24 protein-coding genes are annotated in these 26,342 nt (G+C 46.7%); 17 read left to right on the top strand and 7 right to left on the bottom strand.

Annotation, left to right across the window (positions count from 1 at the left end):
- The first annotated feature begins 157 nt into the window (after positions 1 to 157).
- Genes MHH50_RS29540 through pgmB form a run of 3 tightly spaced genes read left to right on the top strand, consistent with a single transcriptional unit; the run spans position 158 to position 5,389 of the window.
- On the top strand, positions 158 to 1,246 hold the full coding sequence (locus MHH50_RS29540; protein ID WP_340034653.1) for a sugar ABC transporter permease: 1,089 nt from the start codon (positions 158 to 160) through the stop codon (positions 1,244 to 1,246).
- Entirely contained in the window at positions 1,246 to 2,337 is a 1,092-nt protein-coding gene (locus MHH50_RS29535) for a carbohydrate ABC transporter permease (protein ID WP_076124061.1), read from the top strand. The genes MHH50_RS29540 and MHH50_RS29535 overlap by 1 nt, the downstream gene beginning before the upstream one ends.
- A 46-nt stretch (positions 2,338 to 2,383) precedes the next feature.
- Positions 2,384 to 5,389 (top strand): beta-phosphoglucomutase, encoded by a 3,006-nt coding sequence (pgmB, locus tag MHH50_RS29530; protein ID WP_340033788.1) that lies wholly within the window; start codon positions 2,384 to 2,386, stop codon positions 5,387 to 5,389.
- 51 nt (positions 5,390 to 5,440) lie between these two features.
- On the opposite strand, the gene MHH50_RS29525 is transcribed toward pgmB, so the two are convergent.
- The 3 genes from MHH50_RS29525 to MHH50_RS29515 are packed head-to-tail and all read right to left on the bottom strand — an operon-like array spanning position 5,441 to position 8,758.
- On the bottom strand, positions 5,441 to 6,832 hold the full coding sequence (locus tag MHH50_RS29525) for an aldehyde dehydrogenase (protein ID WP_339170390.1): 1,392 nt from the start codon (positions 6,830 to 6,832) through the stop codon (positions 5,441 to 5,443).
- Positions 6,833 to 6,874: 42 nt separating this feature from the next.
- Positions 6,875 to 7,849 carry an aldo/keto reductase gene (locus MHH50_RS29520; protein WP_340033787.1) on the bottom strand — a complete coding sequence of 325 codons (975 nt, stop codon included), beginning with the start codon at positions 7,847 to 7,849 and terminating at the stop codon, positions 6,875 to 6,877.
- Positions 7,850 to 7,885: 36 nt separating this feature from the next.
- Positions 7,886 to 8,758, bottom strand: a complete 873-nt coding sequence (locus MHH50_RS29515; protein WP_340033786.1) for a LysR family transcriptional regulator — start codon at positions 8,756 to 8,758, stop codon at positions 7,886 to 7,888.
- 97 nt (positions 8,759 to 8,855) lie between these two features.
- Here MHH50_RS29515 and MHH50_RS29510 point away from each other — a divergent pair, with 97 nt between their 5' ends.
- The gene (locus tag MHH50_RS29510; RefSeq protein WP_076305815.1) at positions 8,856 to 9,746 is read left to right on the top strand and encodes a DMT family transporter; all 891 of its coding nucleotides are present in this window, start codon (positions 8,856 to 8,858) and stop codon (positions 9,744 to 9,746) included.
- Between the two features lie 86 nt (positions 9,747 to 9,832).
- Here MHH50_RS29510 and MHH50_RS29505 read toward each other — a convergent pair whose 3' ends face one another.
- A complete protein-coding gene (locus MHH50_RS29505; protein WP_076305814.1) occupies positions 9,833 to 10,933 on the bottom strand; it encodes an FUSC family protein in 1,101 nt (366 codons plus the stop codon).
- A 309-nt stretch (positions 10,934 to 11,242) separates the two neighbouring features.
- Here MHH50_RS29505 and MHH50_RS29500 point away from each other — a divergent pair, with 309 nt between their 5' ends.
- The 7 genes from MHH50_RS29500 to MHH50_RS29470 all read left to right on the top strand — a co-directional run bounded on the left by MHH50_RS29500 (position 11,243) and on the right by MHH50_RS29470 (position 18,459).
- Complete coding sequence (locus tag MHH50_RS29500; protein WP_036682445.1) at positions 11,243 to 12,352, top strand: ABC transporter ATP-binding protein; 1,110 nt, start codon at positions 11,243 to 11,245, stop codon at positions 12,350 to 12,352.
- Positions 12,342 to 13,154 carry an ABC transporter permease gene (locus MHH50_RS29495; RefSeq protein ID WP_036682096.1) on the top strand — a complete coding sequence of 271 codons (813 nt, stop codon included), beginning with the start codon at positions 12,342 to 12,344 and terminating at the stop codon, positions 13,152 to 13,154. Before MHH50_RS29500 ends, MHH50_RS29495 begins: the two co-directional genes overlap by 11 nt.
- Positions 13,144 to 13,977, top strand: a complete 834-nt coding sequence (locus tag MHH50_RS29490; RefSeq protein ID WP_076099717.1) for an ABC transporter permease — start codon at positions 13,144 to 13,146, stop codon at positions 13,975 to 13,977. Before MHH50_RS29495 ends, MHH50_RS29490 begins: the two co-directional genes overlap by 11 nt.
- Positions 13,974 to 15,047, top strand: coding sequence for an ABC transporter substrate-binding protein (locus MHH50_RS29485; protein WP_038573734.1), 1,074 nt, complete (start codon positions 13,974 to 13,976; stop codon positions 15,045 to 15,047). The genes MHH50_RS29490 and MHH50_RS29485 overlap by 4 nt, the downstream gene beginning before the upstream one ends.
- Positions 15,048 to 15,214: 167 nt before the next feature.
- Entirely contained in the window at positions 15,215 to 15,889 is a 675-nt protein-coding gene (locus MHH50_RS29480; RefSeq protein ID WP_076191697.1) for a response regulator transcription factor, read from the top strand.
- Complete coding sequence (locus MHH50_RS29475; protein WP_076278281.1) at positions 15,886 to 17,253, top strand: HAMP domain-containing sensor histidine kinase; 1,368 nt, start codon at positions 15,886 to 15,888, stop codon at positions 17,251 to 17,253. Before MHH50_RS29480 ends, MHH50_RS29475 begins: the two co-directional genes overlap by 4 nt.
- A 225-nt stretch (positions 17,254 to 17,478) precedes the next feature.
- Entirely contained in the window at positions 17,479 to 18,459 is a 981-nt protein-coding gene (locus MHH50_RS29470; protein WP_076191702.1) for an alpha/beta hydrolase, read from the top strand.
- Between the two features lie 66 nt (positions 18,460 to 18,525).
- On the opposite strand, the gene MHH50_RS29465 is transcribed toward MHH50_RS29470, so the two are convergent.
- The 3 genes from MHH50_RS29465 to MHH50_RS29455 form a co-directional block, all read right to left on the bottom strand.
- Entirely contained in the window at positions 18,526 to 19,347 is an 822-nt protein-coding gene (locus MHH50_RS29465; protein ID WP_340033785.1) for a class I SAM-dependent methyltransferase, read from the bottom strand.
- A gap of 157 nt (positions 19,348 to 19,504) precedes the next feature.
- The gene (locus MHH50_RS29460) at positions 19,505 to 20,356 is read right to left on the bottom strand and encodes a 1,4-dihydroxy-6-naphthoate synthase (protein ID WP_076297019.1); all 852 of its coding nucleotides are present in this window, start codon (positions 20,354 to 20,356) and stop codon (positions 19,505 to 19,507) included.
- Positions 20,356 to 21,051, bottom strand: a complete 696-nt coding sequence (locus MHH50_RS29455) for a futalosine hydrolase (protein ID WP_081383183.1) — start codon at positions 21,049 to 21,051, stop codon at positions 20,356 to 20,358. Before MHH50_RS29455 ends, MHH50_RS29460 begins: the two co-directional genes overlap by 1 nt.
- A 281-nt stretch (positions 21,052 to 21,332) precedes the next feature.
- Here MHH50_RS29455 and MHH50_RS29450 point away from each other — a divergent pair, with 281 nt between their 5' ends.
- The 6 genes from MHH50_RS29450 (at position 21,333) to MHH50_RS29425 (ending at position 26,338) form a co-directional block, all read left to right on the top strand.
- Positions 21,333 to 21,803, top strand: a complete 471-nt coding sequence (locus tag MHH50_RS29450) for a MarR family transcriptional regulator (RefSeq protein ID WP_036682080.1) — start codon at positions 21,333 to 21,335, stop codon at positions 21,801 to 21,803.
- Between the two features lie 196 nt (positions 21,804 to 21,999).
- Positions 22,000 to 22,848: a neutral zinc metallopeptidase gene (locus tag MHH50_RS29445; protein ID WP_076191707.1), complete on the top strand. Its 849-nt coding sequence runs from the start codon at positions 22,000 to 22,002 to the stop codon at positions 22,846 to 22,848.
- 115 nt (positions 22,849 to 22,963) lie between these two features.
- Positions 22,964 to 23,365, top strand: a complete 402-nt coding sequence (locus tag MHH50_RS29440) for a DoxX family protein (protein ID WP_036682076.1) — start codon at positions 22,964 to 22,966, stop codon at positions 23,363 to 23,365.
- A 17-nt stretch (positions 23,366 to 23,382) separates the two neighbouring features.
- A complete protein-coding gene (locus MHH50_RS29435; RefSeq protein ID WP_076179229.1) occupies positions 23,383 to 24,333 on the top strand; it encodes a ring-cleaving dioxygenase in 951 nt (316 codons plus the stop codon).
- The gene (locus MHH50_RS29430; RefSeq protein WP_076124044.1) at positions 24,330 to 24,950 is read left to right on the top strand and encodes an alpha/beta hydrolase; all 621 of its coding nucleotides are present in this window, start codon (positions 24,330 to 24,332) and stop codon (positions 24,948 to 24,950) included. Before MHH50_RS29435 ends, MHH50_RS29430 begins: the two co-directional genes overlap by 4 nt.
- Before the next feature lie 164 nt (positions 24,951 to 25,114).
- Positions 25,115 to 26,338, top strand: coding sequence for a multidrug effflux MFS transporter (locus MHH50_RS29425; protein ID WP_339174636.1), 1,224 nt, complete (start codon positions 25,115 to 25,117; stop codon positions 26,336 to 26,338).
- The last annotated feature ends 4 nt before the right edge of the window (positions 26,339 to 26,342 follow it).

Raw genomic sequence — 26,342 nt, 5'->3', positions numbered from 1 at the left:
CACAGTAAAAAGAGGGGCAGTGAGAAAAGAGGATTGTCTGCCCCTCTTTTTGTTTTCTAACTAGTGAGTTCGATGCTTATGATAAGAGTTTTGCTCCGCAAAACTTATAGGAGGAGCTGGAGCTAATATGGGTGCACAATCACAGCCACAGCCACAAATGCCAACACAACCACAAGCTAGGCCAACCGTCAGCCTGAAGGCGGTATTGCTGTCCCTAGTTGTGTTGTTAGCGAATATTGTTGTTAACGGCGCAATCTTTTTATTCTTCCGGGATTCCACATTAAATCCGCTGCTAACAGCGGTTCTGGCTGTCCTCTGGGGAGTTCTAGGTGTTTATCTGATTTACTATACGCTGACTTGGGCGGTTGAGCAGTACCCTGATCATATCCGGCGAAAGGTGCTGCCTTATATCTTTATTGGTCCGGCAGTGATTATTCTGGGCTGGTTACTGGTCCTGCCTGCACTGCGAACATTATATTTGAGCTTTTTTAATGCTTCTTCAGAAAAATTTGTGGGTCTGAGCAATTATGCAGCGATCTTTAGCGATCATCTGATGGCAACGGCATTGCGTAACAATTTACTTTGGGTATTCGTTGGCACGCTTGCTTGTGTAGCATTCGGGCTCTTAATTGCTATTCTTGCCGATCGCAGCAGCTATGAGAAAATCGCCAAATCGATCATCTTTATGCCGATGGCTATTTCCTTTGTAGCGGCAGGAGTCATTTGGAAATTCGTATATTACTATCAACCGGGTGACGAACAAATCGGGCTGTTGAACGCAATCGTTACTTATTTTGGGGGAGAACCCCAAGCCTGGACGAGTATGCTTCAGCCATGGAATAACTTTTTCCTCATTATCATTTTGATCTGGATGCAGACGGGATTTGCAATGGTGATTTTCTCGGCAGCAATCAAAGGGGTTCCTGACGACATTTTGGAAGCTGCACGAGTGGATGGAGCAAATGAGGTGAAGATTTTCTTTGGAATCATGATTCCATATATTTCATCAACCATTCTGACAGTGACAACGACCATTATCGTCTTTACGTTGAAAATATTTGACGTCGTCATGGTGATGACAGGAGGTCAATACGATACAGAGGTTGTTGCTACACAGTTCTACCGGCAATTCTTTATGTACCGTAATTTCGGCTACGGCTCCACGCTGGCTATTGTTCTACTGATCGCGGTGCTGCCTGTAATCATAATCAATCTACGTCAGTTCCGTAAGCAGGGGGGATTCTAATGGCTGGCAAAAAGAAGAGAAAAGGCAGCAAAACGGTTGTAAATATCGTGTTGGGTGTGATCTGTTTTATTTGGCTGCTTCCGACTCTTGGGCTATTTATTTCCTCCTTCCGTCCGGCTGCTGACATTCTGCAAACCGGATGGTGGAAAGCTTTTCCTCATCAGGAGTGGAAGGCTGGAGAGACGATTCAGCTATCCAAGGATGTGGATCTTCGGGAGCCAATTGAGGTGAACGGTAAAACTTATACAGATGATGAGCTGAAGGCTGGCGTGAAGGCAGATGGCAGCCGGCTTATGTGGGAGAATCGTAGAGCACGTACCGTAAATGAACAGATACAAGGTTGGAAGATGACACCGGATCTCACGCTGGATAACTATAATAATGTGCTTTCCGGTAAGGAATACAAGCTGAAACAGGCTGATGGTAGTGAAACGGTGCAAAAAGGCTCCGGATTGTCACAGGCCTTCTGGAATACGCTAACGATTGCTGTTCCAGCAACAGTTATTCCGGTGCTGATCGCTTCTTTTGCTGCATATGCTTTTGCCTGGCTGCGGTTTCCTGGGCGCAGAATCCTTTTTGTGATCATTATTGCAATGCTCGTCATTCCGATACAGGTTGCGCTTATTCCAGTGCTTAAGGATTATACCGCACTTGGGCTAAACGGAAGTTATCTGGGAATTTGGCTGGCGCATACGGCTTTTGGATTACCGCTGGTTACGTACTTTATGTACAACTTTATCAGTCAATTGCCGAAGGATTTGTTCGAATCGGCTTTCATGGATGGGGCAAGTCATTTCACTATATTCAGTAGGCTAATTCTGCCTCTATCAGTGCCAGCACTGGCTTCTATCGGGATCTTCCAATTCCTATGGGTGTGGAATGACTATTTAGTCTCATTGATTTTTATCGGCAATCAACCGTCTGTGCAAGTCATGTCGATGAAAATTGCCGATTTAGTAGGCTCACGAGGCAACGATTGGCATTTACTTACTTCGGCTGCATTTATCTCTATGCTGATGCCGCTCGCTATTTTTTTCCTGCTGCAAAAGTATTTCGTCAGAGGGCTTATGGGTGGGTCGGTGAAAGGTTAATGATTTAGAACCCGAATGAAACTGTGATCAGGGGGAGCTTAGAGAGATGAAGATGAAACCATACGTACATCCGGCGGCGGTATATCCTTACCGGGAGTGGAGTCTTGATGAGGAAGCTTATAGTGAAGAGAACAATCAAAGAAGCGAGAGTATTTTTGCTCTTGGCAATGGATATATTGGTATGCGCGGTAATTTCGAAGAAGGTTACCACGGCAGCTCAGGCTCGTCTGTAACCGGCAATTATTTGAATGGTTTTTTTGATTCGGAGCCCATTGTATATCCAGAAGGAGCGTACGGATATCCATCCCGCAATCAAGCGATGCTGAACGTAACAGATGCCAAGATTATTGAACTGAGTATTGAAGGGCAGACCTTTCAGTTAAACAGTGGGCAAGTGCACCATTATGAACGAAAGCTGGATATGCGAAGCGGGGTTCTGCATCGGCAGGTAGAATGGGAATCTCCAGCTGGTCACCGGGTACAGCTTCATATCCGGCGGATGGTGACTTTGCAGCACAAACATCTGGCGGCGATAGATTATGAGGTTAAAGTGCTGAATTTCAGCGGAGTGCTTACCTTCACTTCATCCATCGACGGCAAGATCCAAAAACCTAAGGTAACGGATGATCCCAGATTGGGCTCGGGAGGCAAGGAGCCCAGTCTGCTCCTGGAGGATACCGGTCATGAACCGGGACAGTCCTTCTTATGGATGAAGCAGCGGACGCGGCATACCCAGTTTGCCTTATTAACAGGGGTAAGTCATAAGCTCGATTCAAGATCTGAGGGTAAAAGGACCGTGCAGCATGAGGGGCAGAAATTATCCGTGCAGTTTGTCGTCCCGGTGGAGCGTGGGGAAAGCGTCTCGCTAACCAAATATATCTCTTACCATACCTCTAAAGATTATCCAGAAGACGAACTACTTAGTAGAAGTACTGAAATATTACACTTAGCAGACCATAGCGGGTTTGAAGCGCTTGCCCAGGAACAGCAGGCTTATCTGGATCGATACTGGGCACATACGGATGTGGAGATTCATGGTGATCTTGCGCTTCAGCAGGGCATTCGCTTTAATGCTTTTCAACTGCTTCAATCCGTAGGCCGTGATGGGGTTACGAATATTGGAGCCAAGGGATTAACGGGTGAAGGATACGAAGGGCACTATTTCTGGGATACCGAGATGTATATGCTGCCCTTCTTTACGTTCACACAGCCGGAGATTAGCCGAAAGCTGCTCGAATTTCGTTATGCCACGTTAGACAAAGCACGGGAGCGTGCAGCGGTAATGTCGCAGAAGGGAGCCTTGTTCCCTTGGCGGACTATAGACGGGGCAGAGAACTCTGCGTATTTCCCGGCAGGCACGGCGCAAATGCATATTAATGCGGATATTGCGTATGCCATCAAGCAGTATGTACTGGCTACCGGAGATTATGATTTTTTGGTTACGAAGGGAGCGGAAATTTTATTCGAAACTTCCCGCTTTTGGTTGGACTTGGGGTACTTTAATCCGGCTAGGGGCGGTGTCTTTTGTATTGATGCAGTAACCGGTCCTGATGAATATACAGCTATCGTCAACAATAATGCATACACCAACTTTATGGTACAGGATCAGCTTTATTATGCACACGAGATGGCAGGGATATTGTCTAAGCAGTATCCTGAGCATTTTGAACGCCTGAAGCAAAAAATCGGTCTGACTGAGCATGAGACATTAGTGTGGCTGGAAGCGGCGGACAAAATGTTTATCCCCTTTGATGAGGGACTTGGCATTTATGCTCAAGACGACACGTTTCTCTCCAAGAAAAAATGGGATTTCGAGCATACACCAGCTGACAAATATCCGCTGCTGCTCAACTACCATCCGCTGGTAATTTACCGTCATCAGGTGTTGAAACAGGCGGACTTGGTAATGGCGATGTTTCTACTGGGTGACCAATTCAGCTTGGCGGATAAGATCCGGAATTATAATTATTATGAGCCGCTGACGACGCATGATTCTTCATTGTCACCGTGCATTCACAGTATAATCTCTGCTGAGATTGGTGATTTGACGGGAGCCTATTCCTATTTTGACCGCACGGTACGGATGGACTTGGATGATATCAACCGCAACGTAAAGGATGGACTGCACACTGCTGCTATGGCAGGCTCCTGGCTGTCGATTGTGAATGGTTTTGGTGGCATGCGCTTATGCGGCGGGATGTTATCATTTAATCCTAGTGTGCCAGCGCAGTGGGAGAGCTATCGGTTTAAAATAACATGCGCTGGACAGCTATTGGATATTTTTGTGAGTGATACAGAAGTGATCTATACACTGCTGGAGGGCGAAGAGCTTGAGATTATGCATAAGGGAAACCTTATACAGTTGTCTGCACAGAAGCCGCTGAGGCTTTCGAATGTGAAGCAGCTTGAAGCTGTTATTTTCGAGCTGGACGGGATAATTACTGACACTGGAGAGTATCATTATGAGGCTTGGAAGGATCTGGCGGATGAACTTGCGCTTTCTTTTGATCGAGAGAAGCATAAGAGTCTTAAGGGCCTAAGTCGAATGGAATCTTTAGAAGTCATTCTGGAGAGTAGTGGACTGAATTTGCCGCAACCGGTAAAGGGAATGCTCTGCAACAAAAAGAACGAGAAGTATAGACAGCTGGTTCAGCAAATGACGCCTGCTGAGCTGTATCCGGGTATCCACAGCGTGTTGTCCGATTTGCAGCAAAGAGGGATTGCTATCGGACTGGCTTCAGTGAATGAGAATGCGCTGCTGATTCTCGAACGCTTGCAGATCGGGCATTGGTTTCAGGCGGTGGCTGACCCTGGCAACTTGCGTAGAAGCAAGCCAGATCCAGAGATTCACTTGCAGGTTGCGGAGATGCTGGGCATATCCCCAGACTGCTGTGTGGCGATTGAGGATACCGAGGAAGGAATAGCCGCAATTAATGCTGCTGGTATGAGGTCAGTGGGAGCTGGAGTGGCGCTCGTAACCGGGACCGCGGATCTATGTCTGGCTTCCACCGCAGAGATAAGTGTTGAGAAATTGTTAGAGCTGTTTGCGTAGTTACCCTGATAAGCAGCAAACCTCCCGATCATGGGAGGTTTGCTGCTTTGTTTATTTCATTACTTTTCGAACCAGCTTCACTTTATTGCCATAAGGAGGATACACGATTCCGAGGTCGATCCGTGTGCCTCGCTTGACGATGCTTTTATGATGGGAGAAGACCTCAAAGCTATACTTCCCGTGATAACCCCCGATTCCAGAGTTTCCTACTCCACCAAACGGAAGATAAGTGCTCGCCACATGTGAGATCGTATCATTGATACACCCTCCCCCGAATGAGACCCGGGACAGCACCTCTTGTTCTACACTCTTATCCTCCGTAAATAGGTATAGTGCCAGTGGCTTTGGATGTTCATTAATACTCTGAATGGCCTCATCCAATTGATGATATTCCAATATTGGGAGGATCGGACCGAAGATCTCATCTTCCATAGCAGCATCCGTCCAAGTGGCAGGATAGATTAAAGTAGGCTCAATATAACGTTCTTCTGGCACGATGGTGCCGCCCATAATCACCTTGCTCTGATCTCGCGCAATGAGGTCAGCAAGTCTTTGCAGCTGGCGATCATTCACGATCCGGCCATAATCTGTATTAGGCTGTGCATCCTGACCGTAGAACTCAGTGATGTGATGTTTGAGTTTGGTGATCAATTCTTTGGCAATATCCTTGTGGACTAACAGATAATCCGGTGCGATACAGGTTTGGCCCGCGTTCAGCAGCTTGCCCCAGACAATCCGTTTCGCTGCAATATCAAGATTAGCGGTCTTATCAACAATAACCGGGCTTTTCCCGCCAAGCTCCAAGGTTACAGGCACTAAATTTTTCGCTGCCGCTTCCATTACGATTTTGCCGACAGGCACACTGCCCGTAAAGAAAATATAATCAAACTTGGCGTGGATCAGCAAATTAGTGGTCTCTTTTTCCCCTTGAATTACGCGGATATACTGCGGCTCGAAGGTCTCTTGAATAAGCTGTTCAACCACGGACGAGATGGCAGGTGTGCTCTCAGATGGCTTGAGGACAGCGCAGTTACCAGCGGCAATGGCGCCGATCAGGGGCTCAATCAGCAACTGAAATGGATAATTAAACGGGCCAATAATGAGCGTTGTGCCGTAAGGCTCACTTAAAATATAACTTTTTGCAGGAAATAAGTGCAGCGGCGATCGAACCTTTACAGGCTTCGCCCAACGCTTAAGATGTTTCATCATGTAGCCGATACTGTCCAACGTAAAGCCGATTTCTGTGGCATAGGCTTCGAACTCACCTTTTCCTAAATCCTGTTGTAGTGCGGTGATGATACGTCCTTCGTATTGTTTAATAATATTCTTAAGCTTGAGCAGCTGCTGGAGACGAAAAGAAACCTCCTTAGTTACGCCGCTATTAAAAAAATTCTTATGCTCTTCAAGCATTCCTTGAATGCTGTCAGCTGTATAGGTTGTCATTAATCTTTCCTCCATCCTTGTAAGAAGTTAGAGCATACGACTCTATGGGAGCCGGTAAAAAGCGAACGGCTCGCGATAACGGAAGGAATCACTGGCTTCATCCAGCTTGGCCGAAGTTTCTTCATTAAGTACAAGTGAGGTACTAAGCAAATTTTGTTCCAGCTGTTCCACACGTGTAGCCCCGACAATAACCGTCGAGACGGCAGGCCGATTCATAAGCCAAGCTAAGGAGAGCGCGGTAGATGAGGTTTCCATTTCCTCAGCAATTTGACTCACTTGGCTTCCGAGCTTGATCCGGTCAGCATCAAGGAATCTTTTGAAATTAGGATCGGTATCTGCTCTGGACCCCGATGGCGCTGAGTCGCTTGTATTATATTTGCCTGTGAGAATCCCGCCAGCTAGTGGAAAGTATGGAATGATCCCTACACCTTGATCCAGGCAGAGCGAAAGGAGCTCATTCTCCGGTGTCCGGTCTGCTAAGGAGTAGCTGCACTGAATTGAAGTGTACTTGGTGAAGTTGCGTGCTTCACTAATCCCAATCGCCTTCATTAATTGCCATGCTGTATAGTTGGAGGCCCCGATATAGCGGGCTTTCCCCGAGGATACCATATCGTCCAAGGTTCGTAAGGTTTCTTCAAGCGGCGTATAGGGATCAAAGGTATGAATCTGGTATAGATCGATATAGTCCGTCTTAAGGCGGCGAAGGCTATCTTCAAGCTCCTGCAGCAAATGGCGACGGGAGGAGCCGCTACCGTTAGGACCCTCATTTTTGACTAAACCTGCTTTAGTTGCGAGAACAGCCTCATGTCTCCTGCCTTCCAAGGCCAGACCGATGATTCGCTCGGATTCTGAGCCAGCGTAAATATTAGCAGTATCTATGAAATTAATTCCATGATCGAGCGCAGCATGTACAATCTGAATGGAGGTCTCTTGATCCGCACGTTTGCCGAAAGCGTTCGTTCCCAGTCCTAATGCGGATACCTGTAATCCGCTATTTCCAAGTCTTTTAAAGTCCATCTTCAGCACTCCTTATCATCTATTAATTAATCCATTTTATTTTTGAGTGAAAAGATCCAGCGCTGTCTCAATGAAGAGCTTTACAGCAATTGAAGTGTCGGCAAGCGAGCTGACCGCAATTTGGATATCTCTATAAGCATCCGGCTGCAGCTCACGGGTAACCACATTTGGAGGCAGAGATAACAAGGACAGCTCAGACATCACGCCGATCGCCAGTCCCTCCTGAACCATATTAAGAGCTGTTGCAAAGTTATTAACCACATATTTCACATTCAGATGGCTATTACTTCTGCGGAATAGCTCTACAACGGGCGGTTCATATCCTGCTTTGCAAATCAACATGGGCTCGTTCGCTAATTCCTGCACACATACAATGGATCGCTTTTGCAGGGGATGGTCATCTCTAAAAACGGCAAACAATTTCTCTCTATATAATGGAATGGTTTCGAAATCTGCACTGGGAGCGAGCAATAAGCCAACATCAATTTCTTTTGAATCCAGCCATTCTCTGACTTCAGCGATAGAACCCTCCTGTAAGCTAATCGTAATATTTGGATATCTTTTAGTAATAGAGCTAATAATCTTCGGTAGAAAATGAGCCGATGCCACAGGGAAAGCTCCAATGCGGATACTTCCTTTTTCAAGACCTCTCTCCGCGTAAATCTCCTGATTGACCTTATCAAAGCCCATTAGAATTTCACGGAAAATAACAAGAATACGTTTGCCGATATCCGTAAGCATCAGGCCATTACGCCGGTCTCGAAGCAAGAGCTTCACGTCTAATTCGGCTTCGAGGGACGAGATCGCCCGGCTGACCGCAGGCTGTGTCATATTCAGTTCTACACCAGCTTTAGTAAAGCTGCCGCTTTCGGCGATTTTGACGAATAAACGAATTTGAGTATTGTTCATAACAAATATGATATGCCCCTTATGATTATTATTCATTTCATTTATGCTCTTGTTTATTGTATCATTTGTGATGAATCTACACCAAGGAAGTGAACAAATGAATCAGCAGAAGAAAAGTATGATCCTTCTTATTTTTTTGGTGATTGTATGGGGCATTAATTGGCCTATATCCAAAATCGCCTTAGACTATGCTCCACCTCTATTATTTGCAGGTATTCGAACCGTCGTAGGCGGTATTATTCTGATTCTAATTGCACTGCCCAAGGTGAAGGAGCTTCGCTTCAAGCAGCTCTGGCCGATCTATCTGATCTCGGCGGTACTTAGTATTGTGTTCTATTATGGATTTCAGACGATTGGCTTGCAGTATGTTCCCGCGGGATTGTTCTCATCGATTGTATTTTTGCAGCCTGTATTGTTAGGTGTTTTTTCTTGGCTGTGGTTAGGTGAGAGCATGTACGGGCTTAAAATGGCTGGTTTGCTGCTTGGTTTTCTCGGGGTAGCCTCTCTTAGTATCGGCGGAATTAATGGGAGTATTTCCATATGGGGAATTGTGTTGGCTCTAGCCAGTGCCCTAAGCTGGGCATTAGGGACAATATATATGAAACGGAATGCTGTACGTGTGGATATGCTGTGGATGACGGCTATGCAAATCACGATCGGTGGCATCATTCTGCTACTTTCGGGATCAGCTACGGAGAGATGGTCGGATATCACCTGGAGTGGAACCTTTATTGTGGATACCTTGTTTATCGCAATCTTTGTTATTGCTCTGGGCTGGCTAATTTATTTCAAGCTGATTAACGAAGGAGAAGCAGGAAAAGTAGGTTCATTCACCTTCTTGATCCCCCTGATCTCGATAGCAACCAGCGTAGTTTTTTTGAAAGAGCAGATTACCATAAACCTTGTGATCGGATTATTGCTGATTGTCAGCAGTATTGTACTGGTAAATGTGAAGATAGGGCGTGCTGCTAAACAATCAGTCAGTTAAATTTGTTGGATGGTTGTAGTAACCAATCGTGCTAAAGGGCATTATGTCTAATAGGGATTGAACATAAAAAAAGGACACTCCCAAGCTTAGAGCTTCTGGGAGAGTCCTTTTTTAATTAAGCGTATAGCGCGTGTGATTTCAGCTGTTGAAGGCCGAGCTGCAACTACGTAAGTAGCAGAACTAGCACGTTCCACTTCTTCGAGTACCCGGTTTAAGTGACTGAAGAGCGCTCCTAGATCACGAACAGATGACAGTGAGCACCGTCCTTGCAGTTCAGAGAAGCTGGCCGCCTGCAAGTCGCGGGCACGATGCAGACAATCTGTAAGTGAACGTTGGCATTCAGCCTTGGATAAGGTCTTGGTACCATAAACAGCTATACAATCGGCTGTTGCCTCCAGCACTTCCAGCATCCAGTCAGAATTGGCATGATGTGCTGGCAGCAAGCAAATATCGTCGGCAATTTCTTTAACATAGGAATGAATGGTCTTTAGATGTGCCGTGGCTTGTATAAGTCCCTTTAGATCACCACGACACTGATAGTGAGCAATGGTATAGAACATTTCCTTCTGTTGTTGATTGCTGGCAGACAGCAGTTTACCTGCTTGCTCCAGCATATTATTATCCTTTGATGAATCTCTTCTTATGCCTACGAGACCTTTTAAAGCATCCGAAAGTAGAAGGCTTCCATCGAGTGCCAATGCTTTTACCTTGACGAACCTGTTCGGTGGAACGATAATCATATTGATGATCAAGGCAATGAGCACACCAATAAAGGTTTCGGCGACTCTCCACAGCACGTAATCATTGTGATAAAAGGTAAGGGCCAGAACCGAGGTCACCCCCACCTGCGAAACCGCTTGGATATTCATCCGACAGGCTGTGGCAATTCCAATCCCGATGAGCAGAATTAGCAGAATGGAAAATGCACCTACATCGAAGAATTGGCCTACAATCAGGCTGACGATTCCGCCGATAATAATGCCGATCAGGCGGTAGAGTCCTTTTTCAAGTGAAGCCTTCACACTGGCTTGAGTAATTAGAATGGCTGCAAGCGGTGCAAAGTATAAATATTGGTCACCATATAAACTGTGTACGGCTACCCAGGATAGTGATGCGGCAAGCGTAATTCGTATCATGTAAAGTGAGAATCCATATTTTTCAAGGCGGTCTAGTAACCCCTCGTTCATTATCATTCATCTTCTTTCGCAAAAATAAGAAAACCACACTGGCTTTTCAGTTCGTTTTCATTATAGCACCTCAAAAAGGGCAGGGAAGACTGGACTTTTTACAAACTTGTTAAGTTTATGCTTAGCATTTAACAATGTAAGCTATCGCATATAATGGTACAATCTAATATGCTATATCTATTGGAGCGTCGAAGGAGAGGGAAAATTGTCGCTTATTAGCGCTGAGCATACTCATTTCGATTGTTCTCCGCAAGATGCGGGTAAAATAGTATTGTATTACTAAGGTAAGGGAGGTTGTTAGCTATAGCTATTCAGGAAGGTACCATCATTTCATTTGAAGAAGTTACTAAGCAATATGACGACGAAGATCCGGTGTTAAAAGGAGTCAGCTTTGAGATAGAGCGCGGCAAATTCTATACACTACTTGGTCCATCTGGCTGTGGTAAAACGACTATTCTTCGATTGATCGCCGGGTTCGCTGAGCCAACGAGCGGTTCTATTTATTTAAATGGAAAAGTAATTAACCACATTCCCGCCAATGAGCGGCAGGTCAATACGGTATTTCAGGATTACGCATTGTTTCCACACCTGAACGTATTCGAGAATGTGGCTTTCGGACTGCGCATTAAGAAGCTTAAGAAGGATGTTATCACGAAGAAGGTGCAGGAAGCGCTAAGCTTCGTTAACCTTGTGGGTTATGAGCAGCGTGCGATTAACGAAATGTCCGGCGGTCAGCGCCAGCGGGTTGCCATTGCCCGGGCGATTGTGAATGAGCCACAGGTTCTACTGCTGGACGAGCCTCTATCGGCGCTAGATCTCAAGCTGCGCACGGAGATGCAGTACATACTGCGGGAAATGCAGCAGCGGTTAGGCATTACCTTTATTTTTGTAACGCATGACCAGGAAGAGGCACTCGCGATGTCCGACTGGATTTTTGTCATGAATAAGGGGAAAATCGAGCAAAGCGGCACCCCTAACGATATTTATGATGAGCCGATTAACCGTTTTGTGGCGGATTTTATTGGCGAATCGAACATTGTGCCGGGAGTTATGATCGAGGATTATCTGGTGGAGTTTAACGGCCGCCGCTTCGAATGTTTCGATGCCGGGCTTAAACCGAATGAATCCGTAGAGATTGTTATTCGTCCTGAGGATTTGGAAATTTCTACGCTGGAACAGGGTAAACTACGTGTGCGGGTTGATTCCCAGCTGTTCCGGGGCGTGCATTATGAAATCAGCTGTTATGATGAATCCGGGCATGAATGGCTTGTGCATTCTACACGTAAGGCGACTGTAGGCAGTGAAATTGGCCTTTATTTTGATCCGGAAGCGATTCATGTTATGCGTTTCGGTGAAACGGAGGAAGAATTCGACAGACGTCTGGAAGCTTATGGCGAGGTGGAGAGTCATGAAGAATAAGGGCAAATCGTACTATCTCATCCCTTATTACCTCTGGATCGCATTGTTTGTAATTGCACCGGTAGTGCTTGTCATCTATTATTCGTTATTTGATTTGGATGGTCATATTACTCTGGATAATTACGTCAGTTTCTTCACCCCTGTATATTTAAAAATGACGCTGACCTCGTTCTGGTACGCGTTTCTGATTACAGCATTCTCTTTGCTGGTTGCCTATCCGGCGGCTTATCTGTTGACGAGAACCAAACATAAGCAACTGTGGTTATTGCTGATTATTTTGCCGACATGGATTAATTTGCTGCTAAAAACCTACGCTTTTATAGGGATATTCGGTACATTTGGTCCGATTAATAATTTCTTTGATCTGCTTGGAATCGGAGAACAGCAAATTCTGTTTACGGGCTTCAGTTTTGTATTTGTATCTGTCTATATTTTTATTCCGTTTATGATCCTGCCGATATACAGCGCTTTGGAGGATTTGAATTTATCCTTGCTGGATGCGGCACGTGATTTGGGGGCTTCGGGCTGGACCACGTTTAGACGTGTTATTTTTCCGCTGACCATTTCGGGAGTACGCTCAGGCTGTATGGCAGTATTCATACCTGCGCTGTCCCTGTTTATGATCACCCGTCTGATTGCAGGCAACAGGGTCATTACGCTGGGCACCGCAATCGAGCAGCATTTCCTGGTCACTCAGGACTGGGGCATGGGTTCTACAGTTGCAGTGTTTCTGATTGCCATTATGGCGCTGTTTATGATTATCACAGGCGGATCGCGGAAAGGGGCGCGGAATGAGAAATAAAAATGGATTCTCTAACCTCTACCTAGTTCTGGTGTTCATTGTTCTGTATGCACCTATCTTCTATTTAATGTACTATTCGTTCAACAGTGGGGGGACGATGCATAAGTTCGAGGGCTTCACGCTGGATTACTACCGTGAGGTGGTCCAAGATAAGCGCCTGATCATCATCGTAATCAATACGCTTGTGATCGCGCTGCTATCCTCGGCTATTGCGACCCTTATCGCTATTATTGGTGCGCTGGCCATTAAAAGTGTGCAGAATCGCCGCGCCAAGAACACCTTGCTGTCTCTGAATAACGTGCTGATCGTCAGTCCAGATGTCATTATTGGTGCTTCGTTCCTTATCCTGTTCACCATAGCTGGCATCAAGCTGGGTTTCGCGTCTGTTCTGCTTTCACACGTTGCATTCAGCGTGCCGATTGCTGTATTGATGATTTTGCCGCATCTACAGGAAATGAGCCCTACATTGACGGATGCAGCCCGTGATCTTGGGGCAAGCCGTAAGGATGTGCTGACTAAAGTAATCTTGCCGATTATTAAACCAGGGATATTCAGCGGATTTTTTATGGCGCTTACGTATTCACTGGATGACTTTGCGGTTACGTTCTTCGTAACAGGCAACGGTTATTCGACGTTATCGGTTGAGATATACTCTAGAGCCCGGCAAGGGGTGTCGCTATCGATTAATGCGCTGTCGACAATGATCTTCCTGTTCACCATTCTGCTCGTGGTTGGTTATTACTTCCTGACCCTTAAGAAAAACCGTCATAACACGGCAGAAGCTGTGGCGGAGCCTGTTGCAGAAGCGGGGGTGCCTAGATGAAACAGCTGATAAATGCTTTTCTGGCGATCCTTATCACGGCATTTGCGCTCATGTACTTGGGCTCTTGGATGAATTCGAGAGAGGGATATTCGGGTGGAAACACATTGACTATCTATAACTGGGGCGACTATGTCGATCCGGATCTATTGAAGGAATTTGAAAAAGAGACCGGCTTAACAGTCATTTATCAAACCTTCGATTCCAATGAAGCTATGTTGACCAAGGTTGAGCAGGGCGGAACTACCTTTGATGTTGTAATCCCTTCGGATTATGCCATTGCTAAGATGAAAGAAGAAGATCTGCTCATCCCGCTGGATCATAGTAAGATTTCGAATCTAAAGAATATTGATTCACGCTTTATGGACCTTTCGTTTGATCCGGGTAACAAATATTCTGTGCCTTATTTCTGGGGGACCGTCGGGATTATTTTCAATCCGGAAATGACTAAAGGCATGGACTTCACCAGCTGGGATTCTCTCTGGGACAGCAGACTGCATAATAACATCTTCCTGGTGGACGGAGCCCGTGAAGTGATGGGCATGGCTTTGAACAGCCTGCATTATTCCGTTAATGACAAGGAAGAGGCACATCTGCAAGAAGCACTGACTAAGCTCAACAAGTTGTCTCCTAACGTGAAGGCGATTGTCGGTGATGAGATCAAGATGCTGCTGGCAAATGAAGAAGCTGCGGTTGGGATTGTCTGGTCCGGCGATGCTTCCGAGATCATGGACGAGAATGATAAGCTGGATTATGTAGTGCCGGAAGAAGGCTCGAACAAGTGGTTTGATAACATGGTCATCCCTCGGACAGCGAAAAATGTGGATGGAGCGCATCAGTTTATCAACTTCATGCTCCGCCCAGACGTTGCTGCTAAGAATGCAGAATATGTAGGTTATTCCACGCCTAACATTCCTGCGCTGGAGCTGCTTCCTGAGGAAACTTCTGAGGATACCCGGTTCTATCCACCTGCTGAAATTACGGACCGGCTTGAAGTATACGATAACCTTGGCAAACGGATGCTCGCTCATTATAATGAGCTGTTCCTAATGTTTAAGATGAATAAGAAGTAAGCTGACTAAAGCTAAAGCGAAACGACATTAAGAGCGTCTATACGGGTAACCGTGTTAGACGCTCTTTTTCGGTTTGATCATCGTGTAGTCTCAAGACAACAGACAGTTTAGCCGAAAGTATAATATAGTATAATAGTAAGAATGGACAACAGGAAAAGAGGAAACGAATGCCTACTATACTGGTTGCTGACGACGATGCGAACATTCGCGAACTTGTCTGTTTATTTCTCCGCAACGACGGATTCGAAACAGTTGAAGCTGTGGATGGCAAGGAAGCGCTCGCCGTATATGCTGGAACACATGTCGATCTTGTCGTGCTGGATATTATGATGCCAAATATGGATGGTTGGATGCTTTGTAAGGAGCTCCGCAGAGCTAATCCTGATCTTCCATTACTTATAGTGACTGCCAGAGGCGAAACCTGGGAGAAAGTGAAGGGCTTCGAATTAGGCACGGACGATTATTTAACTAAACCTTTCGATCCGTTAGAGCTGACGGTTCGTGTTAGGTCATTGCTGAAACGATATCGGATTGGCTCCACGCAGATGATCCAAATTGGCAATGTCATCCTTGATCGACAGACCTATAAGGTGATGAAAGGCACGGAGTCATTTGCCTTACCCCTTAAGGAGTTCGAGTTGCTGTACAAGCTTGCTGGAACCCCTGGACAAGTCTATACGCGCGAGCAGTTGATCGATCAAATTTGGGGAATTGATTATACTGGAGATGATCGGACGATTGACGTGCATATTAAACGCTTGCGTGAACGGTTTGCGACTACCCCTGATTTTCGTATTGAGACGGTGCGTGGACTTGGCTACAGGCTTGAGGTGTACGAATGATTAGATCCATATATACACGCGTTGTACTGACCTTCTTAGCCTCCGTAATCGGGGGCACAATCATTGCTTTGTTTGTTGCAACTTGGGTATTCGAAGATAAACTGAACGAGAACTCGCGAATTCCCTTATTGCATTTTGGGCAGGATATTGTCAGGGTTTACGAGACCTTCCCATTTCGTGAAGCCAACTCTTTCGTAAGTGGAATGAAGCAGCTTGATTCCTACCACATCCGAATTTTCGACGAAGCGGGTAAATTCCAATCTTACGGAACGCTTAATGGGCACAAGCCGGTCCCTGTAACTATGGAAGAAATAAAAAAAGTTCTCGCAGGAGAAGTATATCAACCTCATAACAGGAATATTTCTGCGCTTCTCCTAGGCTTACAACTGAGAACGGAAGACGGCACCAAAGCGATGTTTGTGGAGACGCTTAATCCCCCTTCCGTCACTGCCAGAAGGAACTTGGTATTAAATTTCTTGCTCTATTCATTGATAGCTGGAAGCCTCTTGATTCTGGTAGCTGCAATGTTCTTAGTCAGACCGATCAAGAAGCTAACCAAAGCGACCAGAAGAATAGCAGCTGGTGATTTTAACGTCGAGCTGAATATTAAGCAAACCGGTGAGCTAGGTACCTTGGCTCGCAGCTTTGAAGAAATGATGCACGATCTGCAGCAGCTTGAGCAGATGCGTAAGGAGTTTGTATCCAATGTGTCGCATGAGGTCCAGTCTCCGCTCACCTCAATATCTGGGTATGCGATTGCGCTCAAGCGAGTAGATCTTGCAGAACAAGAGCGAAATCGTTATCTGGATATTATTATCGCTGAAGCAGAACGGATGTCTAAAATGAGTGACAGCCTGCTGAAGCTGAGTTTATTAGAATCGCAGTCCCAGCAGCTACGGCTAACTACATTCAATCTGGACGAACAGATAAGAAGAGTAATCGTAGCGATTCAGCCGCAATGGTCAGCTCGTAACATCAGCTTCGACCTTGATCTGAAGCCTATTATCCTACTGGCTGATTATGACCTGTTAAGTCAGGTATGGACCAATCTCCTTGGCAACAGCATCAAGTTTTCTAAGGATAACAGTGTAATTAACGTCAGCCTCAAACAAGATATCAACAACGTGACCGTTCGGGTAACAGACACTGGCATCGGGATTTCACTTGAGGATCAGCAACGTATATTTGAACGGTTCTTTAAGGCTGATCGGTCCCACAGCCGTAAATATGGTGGCAGCGGGATGGGACTTGCCATTGTTAAACAGATCGTAACGCTTCATAAAGGGGATATCCGCGTGGAAAGCGAACCCGGCCAAGGAACGACCATCGTTGTCACCCTCCCAATTATAGCGCCGACAGAGTAATTAGCTTCCAGGCGGTGCCTTGCGAGGGCTTGAATGCATCCCGATTTTTTCATGCTACAGCAGTACAGGCAAGTTTTCTTGTCTTGTGCTGCCGTAGCATTTTTTTTACCTGTTCATTTTCAGTTCATATTGTCGTCATGAGGGGTACATCTTTGTTAGTTATGATCTCATTAGCGAAACGTTAAGGGAACTTAATAAACAGATTAAAGACAGGAGAAGATGAGGGTGACACAACAAGAGGACAAAAAAACGGGGAATGGACAGAAAAAACATAAACTGCGTAACCTGTTGCTCAAAATATTAGGAGCAATAGTGATCGTGGTCGTACTTTTTCTAGCCGTTGTCTATACAGTTAATGTGATCAGCAACAAAACAGATCAGAAAAAAATACAGCACTATGGTCAGTTAGTCCCTGTTGACGGGAAAAATATGAATGTTTTGATTCAAGGAGAAGGTAAACAGACGATCGTGCTCATACCAGGCTTTGGAACAGGAGCGCCAGCGCTTGATTTCAAGCCGTTGATTGATGAGTTATCACCATTCTACAAAGTGGTGGCGGTTGAACCGTTTGGGTATGGACTCAGTGATGAAACGAAAAAAGAACGAACTACAGAGAATATCGTTAGTGAAATTCATGAAGCCGTTCAGAATCTTAACATTGACCAATACATTCTAATGGGCCACTCGATTGGAGGTATTTACGGATTGGAATATGCGAAGAAATATCCAAACGAAGTGAGTGCTTTTGTGGGTATTGATAGTAGTGTTCCGGAGCAAGGCGGTATGGATGTTAAATTCCCAATTAAAAAATTAAAGCTGCTTAAAGATTCAGGGATTATAAGATTGGGCTTGCAATTAAGCGGTGACCCTTATGATGGACTGCCATTTGATGATGAAACCAAAAAACAAATGAAATTGATTTCGCTTAAAAATATGAACAATTCCACTACCTTAAATGAAATGGAACATATTTATCCTAACTTTGTTGCCTCCAGAGGCTTAACATTCGACAAGAATCTTCCCATTATCTTCTTTATACAAGCGAATAATACTACCGTGAAAGACTGGATTCCTCTACATGAAGGGCAAGTCAAGGATTCTGTGCATGGAAAAGTAATGACATTTGAAGGCGGACATTACTTACATCATTCAAAATCCAAAGAAATCGTAGAGAACCTAAGGGTATTCATGGAGGAAGTTAAATAAAAAGAAGAAAACGCTCCGAACTCCTCATATGAGGGGGCGGGGCGTTTTTTTGGTTGTGATCGAAGATTATTTGATGCCGATTCTCATTCGGTAGCTGATCAGAACCTCTAATGTTCTGCCTTTAAAATGCTGTTCAACTGCGGCGGTGTAATCGGCGATGTCTTGCTCAAGCAAGGTAGCGTCTAGTTTCATTACGGTTTGCACTCCCCCTTGACTTAGGGTTAAACCAATATATCGCTGGGCATCGCAGGACTCTAGGTTGTGGAATACGATTTCTCTGGCAAAAGAGAAGGCTCCACTAGCTTTGATCCGTGACAAATGACCTTCTTTGTCCCATTTATGTGCTCTCTCCTCATTAGGTAAAAGCGAAGCCAGCAATTCTTCTGTTTTGGAGATCAGCTGGTTGTATCGTTCTTCTACATTTTGCTGAAGAGATAAAGGCCAATCGCAATCGTAGGCGGCAAAGACTCCGCCTTTTTTTAAGACCCGGGAGATTTCTTGCAGTGTACTTTCAGGATCCATCCAGTGGAATGATTGCGAGCAGGTAACTATGTCTACACTATCTGATGCAAGCGGAAGCTGGTTAGAGTAGCCTTGCACAAAAGTAATTGATTGGGATGCTTCTAATCTGCTAAGTTTATCGATTGCTTTTCCCAACATATCTGGGTTGGGTTCGATACCGATTACGCGTTCTGCGAAATCGTTCCAGAGAAAAGTAGACAAACCCGTACCGCAGCCTATATCTGCGACGAGTGAAGGGGTGGTACCTAGGTAATCTGTTAGCAATTTGATAATCATCTCAGGGGCTTCGGGACGGTAGCGGTCATATTCATTTTGAAAGCCCAAAAAGCGGTCGATGTTTTGTTTGCTGTTTTTTTCAGGTATCATGTGATCCTCCCTCATAGATCATGTTTATAGGTCTATTGTATAATCACTGGTTCGATAAGCCAAATAATGTCTGGCTGGAAGGCTACGTAGAATAAATAAAATCCCCGGAGAACACCTTATAGGTGTGGCCGGGGATTGTTAAACTATCTGGTAAATGCTAACGAAGCAGTGCTGGATCGATTGCAGGCACAAGTCCTTCTGCCGCAGCACGATTAAGCAGGGCAGAGATTGCGGCATAGCCGTCATCACCCAGATTCATCGAGAAGTCATTCACGTAGAGATCGATGTGGGATTTAGCCACTTCAGGAGCCAACTCTTGAGCATGGCTAAGCACATAGTCTCTGGAATCCGTTGGATGATCCCACGCATACTGAAGAGAGCTGCGAATCCAGCCGGTGATAGCATCGGCATCTAAATCACGGCGGGCAATGATAGCGCCGAGAGGAATGGGCAGTCCGGTATCGCTTTCCCACCAGCTGCCTAGATCAGTCAGCATATTAAGACCATAAGAGGCGTAAGTGAAGCGGGCTTCGTGAATTACCAGCCCTGCATCGATATGGCCATCCCGTACGGCAGGCATAATCTCATCGAAAGGCATTACGACTATTTCGCCGATGCCTCCAGTTACATTTTGTGCTGCCCATAATCGGAAAAGCAAATAAGCCGTAGAGCGTTCGCTAGGTACAGCAATCCGGCGTCCGGCTAGCTTTTCTGGGCGTTTGACCGCATGGGGTCCACTTGCTGTAAGCAGCAGCGGGCCGCAGCCGCGTCCTAAAGCGCCGCCGCATGGCAGCAGTTTGTACCGCTCCAGAACCCAAGGCAGAGCAGCGTAGGAGATTTTGAGGACTTCTGGTCCTTCTCCGTCAGCAGCCAGCGTATTGGTAATATCAATGTCGGCATAGGTTACATTTAGCTTAGGTGCATTCGGGACAAGCCCGTGCGCCCAGGCATGAAATACAAAGGTATCGTTAGGGCAAGGGGAAAAAGCGATATTAAGCTCAGTTGTCATTACAGCACCTCCAGTAATATAGCGGCTGCCGCCGTTAATGCTTCCATTGCATCACCGATCTTCCAAGCGGCCCGGTCGCGGGGACCGACCGGGTTCGAGATGGCGCGGAGCTCCAGTACCGGGAGCCCCAGCGCCTGAGCGGCCACGGCAACTCCGTGGCCTTCCATCGCTTCCGCGACGGCATGGGGATGCCGCGCGAGATGGGCGGCGGCCGTCTCCGCGGTGCCGGTCGCCGTCGAGACCGTAAGCACGATGCCCGTGCTTACGGGTAACCCGGCCGCAGCCAGCGCGGCCGAAACCGCTTGCACCGTGCCGCGGTCAGCCGGCACGGACACGCTGCCGAAGCCGAGCTCGGCAGCGCTGCGGAAGCCCTCCGGCGTCTCGGCCCCGAGGTCGGCGGCAATCATCTCGCTGGCTACAACCAGCGAGCCTAAAGGCGCCAGCCCCGGGAATCCGCCGCCGATCCCGACGCTCAATACGCAGCCGTAAGAACCGGCTGCGAGTGCCGCGGCGGTTCCCGCCGCCGCCGCTGCCGGCCCTGCGCCGGCAGCGATAACATGGAACCTGTCGCTGCCTTGCAGGCCGCGCAGGACCGCGTCACGCTCCGCGTCTACGGCTGTCACGATCAGCACGCGTCGTGCTCCAGCCTGCCCCTCCATAGCTTCTTCGGTAGGGGTTGGATTGAACGAACTCATCAGGTCGCCTCCTTTAGGGTATTGAAATCGCTTACTAAAGAGTCATTCGTAAAGACAAGAATACGCCCTTTTATAGGTCAGGTCAAACTTGGGGTGATTTTTATCACTCCCTGTAAAGTGTCATAGGAAAACTTACCGGTCTCTAGACGGAAGTAACTTTTTTAGCGATGAGGTTGACAAGGAGGATGGGAAGTCGTATAGTTATCTTAACTTAAAGATATTTAATGTAAAGACAAATAAATGGATTGAATACAAGTTTGATTGAAGTGGAGGTGGAATTGATGAGTGATAAACAAGTAAATCTGCGTAATACAGAGAGTGCACCTGACGAAGAACAAGCCGCCTCACTGAAATTGTTTGTAGTCTTATCTAAGGCTTATAAGAGCCTAATGGATCATGCGGTGAAGGATATGAAGAGTTATGGCTTGGCTTCGGCTGAATTCATGGTGCTTGAAGTACTTTACCATAGAACGCGGATTCCGCTGCAACAGATCGGGGAGAAAATTCTCGTTACGAGCGGAAGCATTACCTATAATATCGACAAGTTGGAGAAAAAGGGACTGCTGAAACGTGTACCCTGTAGCGAGGATCGCCGCGTTACTTATGCGGAGATTACGGATGCAGGTCGTGAACTGTTTGATGAGATTTTCCCTCGTCATGTAGCCTCAATTCATGATTTGATGGGTGGATTAGATAAGGAAGAGAAAGTCCAGGCTATCGAATTAATGAAAAAGCTTGGCAAAGGTGTGTAGGCGCTGCGAACATGACGAATAACTAGGCGCCTCTATAAGGTTGGAAGTAGTTCGGCTCCATCCTCATTCTCCCAACTCCAGTAAGTATAAGTGAAACCCTGCTTTTTTGGGTATATCACTAATAAGATATTTAACTTAACGAAGCCAGGTAGCCATTTACTTAAGATTACCTGATATTTCGACTGGGGGCTTGGCCATGAAATGGCAGGGAAGAAGAGGGAGTTCGAACGTGGAGGACCGCAGAGGCATGAGCGGTGGTGGCAAGATGATTGGTGGCGGAATCGGAGGAATTATCCTTGTCCTGGTCATCACGTTACTCAGTGGAGGCAATGCCGGGGATATCCTGGGAAGTTTGACTTCCACAGGCTCCAGTTCAACGGCCCCTTATGAACAGACCGCAGAGGAGCAAGAGCTTGCGGAGTTTGTATCGGTAGTTCTTGCCGACACAGAGGAGGTTTGGGGTGAGATTTTTCAGCAGCAGGGAATGACCTATACGGACCCCACCTTAGTTCTATACAGTGGGAGTGTAGACTCTGCTTGCGGAACAGCCACCTCGGCAGTTGGTCCCTTCTACTGTCCGGGCGACGCCAAACTATATATTGATCTGAGCTTTTATGATGAGTTGCAGCAACGCTTCCACGCGCCGGGCGACTTCGCCATGGCTTATGTCATTGCCCATGAGGTTGGACATCATGTACAGACATTACTAGGCACCTCGAAACAGCTCGATTCCCTTCGCCAGACGTTGAGTGAGAAGGAGTACAACAAATATCAGGTTCGTTTTGAGCTGCAGGCTGATTATTTGGCCGGTGTCTGGGCCAATCATGCTCAGGGAATGAATCTGCTGGAGGAAGGCGACTTAGAGGAAGCTCTGGCAGCTGCAAGCGCCGTCGGAGATGATACGATTCAGAAGCAGGCTCAGGGCTATGCAGTGCCGGATAGTTTCACTCACGGTACCTCAGAGCAGAGAAAGCGCTGGTTCTACAAAGGTTTTAACTCGGGTACGATTAAGGGCGGCGATACGTTTAACGCCTCCGAGTTGTAGATAGAAGAGGGAAGAGGAGAGCAGCCCATAGGTTATTCCGGTTCGCCGGGCGCTCTTTTTTACCCAATATCTTAACATTAAGATAATTAAATCAAAGGAATAGGGGAAGGTAAAAATGATAAGTGTAGGACTGTTATTAATGAGATTGGTGATTGGGCTTGCTTTTATAGGACATGGCGCACAAAAGCTATTTGGATGGTTCGGAGGTTACGGTCCGAAGGGTACGGGAGGCTGGATGGAGTCCATCGGAATCAAACCGGGTGTGACTATGGCGATTTTAGCAGGGATTATGGAGCTGGTGGGCGGATTTATGTTCGCGGCCGGACTGTTAACGCCTGTTGCAGCGGTGTTGATCGCTGCCACGATGCTGGGGGCAATCGTTAAGGTTCATGCTCCAAATGGTTTCTGGTCCACTTCGAACGGGATTGAGTTTCCGCTCACGGTTTTGGTATTTGCGGTAGGTGTGGCGCTTACGGGACCAGGTTCGATTTCTCTAGATGCATTGTTTTTTAACTAAGAAGGGAGTTTATAATAATGACACTTCAAACTGCAGGAATACATCATATTACAGCTTTTGTCGGAGACGCTCAGCGCAATGTTGATTTCTACGCCGGGATTCTGGGCCTACGGCTCGTGAAAAAAACGATTAATTTTGATGCTCCAGAGGTCTATCATTTATACTTTGGGAATGAGCAGGGTGCGCCGGGAACGATTATTACATTTTTCCCTTCACCTGTAGGGCGTAGAGGCAGAATCGGCAGTGGTCAAGTTGGCGTAACGATCTACGCAGTGCCGGTCGGTGCTCTGCAGTTCTGGGAACAACGCCTTGCTGAATACGGAATTTCGGTTACAAAAGGAAGTCGGATCTCTGAACCCTATTTATCTTTTGCTGATTACGACGGTCTGCGGATTGAACTGGTGGAACGTGAGGAAGGCCCGCTCAGTAAGTGGTCCTTTGGTGGGATTCCTACTAAATACGCGATCAAAGGTTTTGGCGGGGCTGTGCTATATAGCAGCAATCCGTTGCAAACAGCCGAGACACTTGTTCATACGCTGGGTATGGAACATATTGCTGACGGAGATGGATATACTCGCTATAGAACCAATGGGGAGCTAGGTAATATTATTGATTTGAAGACATCACCCGTTCCGCTCGGAGCGGGAGGTGCAGGGACAGTTCATCACATCGCGTGGCGGGCAAAGGATAATGCAGAGCAACTGGAATGGTCGCGCCATGTACAGAGTCATGGGCATAGACCTACACCCGTTCAAGACCGTCAGTATTTTAATGCGATCTATTTCCGTGAAAGAGGAGGAATCCTGTTCGAAATCGCTACAGATCCTCCAGGTTTTGCCCGTGATGAAGCCCCAGATGCGTTGGGTGAAAAGTTGATGCTGCCGTCCTGGTTTGAGCCGCATCGCGCGGCCATCGAAGAAAACTTAACGCCTATTCAAGTAAGAGAAATTGAGGTGAAGCAGGGATGATTCATGTATTCCGTAAAGGTAAAGATATAACTAAACCTACATTAGTGTTGTTTCATGGCACAGGTGGTAATGAGCAGGATTTGCTGCCGCTGGCTGAGATGTTATCCCCAGATTCATCGGTGCTAGGTATACGGGGCAATGTGCTGGAGAATGGCATGCCACGATTCTTCCGTCGGCTGGCAGAAGGAGTGTTCGATGAAGCGGACTTAGTTTTCCGTACCCATGAGATTAAGCAATTTCTGGATGAAGCGGCAGAGAAATACGGGTTTGATGCCAACAATCTGGTAGCGGTTGGTTACTCTAACGGTGCAAACATTGCTGGTAGCCTTCTGTTTCATTATAAGGACATTTTCCGCGCGGCAGTGCTGTTGCATCCGATGGTGCCATTACGCAATGTGGAGCTTCCTTCTCTTGAAGGGGTGTCTATCTTTATTGGGGCAGGTACGAATGATCCGCTAATAACATCTACGGAAACTCAGGAGCTAGAGGGGATTCTGCAGAAAGCAGGCGCTGAGGTTACAACCCATTGGGGCAACCAAGGTCACCGCTTGAGTATGGCGGAAGCCGAAGCCGCCAAAGATTGGCTACAGGGGTTTAGTACATCTCAAAATGCGTAAAACAATTAGGATAACCGCCTTTTGGCGGTTATTTTTAAGTTATTAGCCCCGAATGAGGCCTTATAAAAGGATTGATCATTTGAGTTCCTTTACGTTAGTATGAAGAATACAAAAAAAGGCCCCCGGGTTGCTTTAGAAAGGTTGACGTAAGGATCATGATTGGAATGCAAAATGCTAATAAACTTGCTGCAGATGGACCCTCAAGGAAGCAGAGATTGCAACTTGCTGTTATTCTGGGCTCCATTACAACCATTGGGCCGTTATCGATTGATATGTATTTGCCGGCGCTGCCTACACTTGTCGACGATTTCGGTACGACGGCTGCTTTGGTGCAGCTAAGTCTCACCTTCTTTTTATTGGGACTGGCCTCAGGTCAGTTAGTAGCTGGACCACTGAGTGATGTATATGGACGTCGCCGTCCACTGCTTATAGGGATGTTCATCTATGCCGTTTCCTCAGTGCTATGTGCTTTTAGTCCTTCGATTGGACTTTTAATTGTTTTGCGGTTTATTCAAGGTCTTGCTGGTTCAGTGGGTGTAGTTGTCTCTAGGGCGGCTGTGCGTGATCTGTACAGTGGCTCTGAACTAACGAAATTTTTCTCTTTATTGATGATTGTTAATGGTCTGGGTCCGATTTTGGCTCCAGTCATTGGAGGCCAGCTCTTAAGAGTGACTACATGGCAGGGGATATTCCTCGTATTATTTGCTGCCGGAATTATCTTCTGCTTGACGATTCTCCTGCGCTTGCCTGAGACATTGCCGAAGGAGCGGCGCTCCAAGAGTGGGTTGAAGGGTACTCTGCTTACCTTTAAGGTGTTACTTGGCAACCGCAAGTTTATGGGTTATGCCTTGTCCCAAGGTTTTGTTACAGCGTCTATGTTCGCTTATATCTCAGGGTCATCTTTTGTTTTGCAAAATATTTTTGCAGTTACTCCGCAGGTATACAGTTTGATCTTTGCTGTGAACGGGATTGGGATTATTATTACAGGTCAAATCGCCGGCAGACTAGCTGGTAAGGTGAGTGAGACGAAGCTACTGCTTAGCGGGTTGCTGCTCTGTACAACGGGGGGCGTCTTGCTGCTGCTTACGATCCTGGTAGGGGGAGGGCTGATCCCTATTCTAATCTGTCTGTTCGCCGTTGTCTCCAGTGTGGGGATTGTCGGAGCGACCAGCTTCTCACTTGCGATGCAGGACCAAGGAGAGGCCGCAGGCAGTGCTTCGGCTTTAATCGGACTGTTACCGTTGCTGCTTGGTAGCTGTGTAGCACCGCTTGTGGGTCTTGGGGGCGTAGACTCAGCCCTTCCGATGGCAATTGTGATTGCCTGTACGGGTGTTCTCTCTATTCTGTCTTATTTTCTGTTGGTCAGACGGGTGAATTCCAATTCCTAACAGT

This window comes from Paenibacillus sp. FSL H3-0302 (genome assembly GCF_037982245.1).
GTDB lineage: Bacteria > Bacillota > Bacilli > Paenibacillales > Paenibacillaceae > Paenibacillus_AQ > Paenibacillus_AQ odorifer.
The sequence above is the reverse complement of the archived record's forward strand: the minus strand, read 5'-3'. Positions and strand labels throughout refer to the sequence as shown.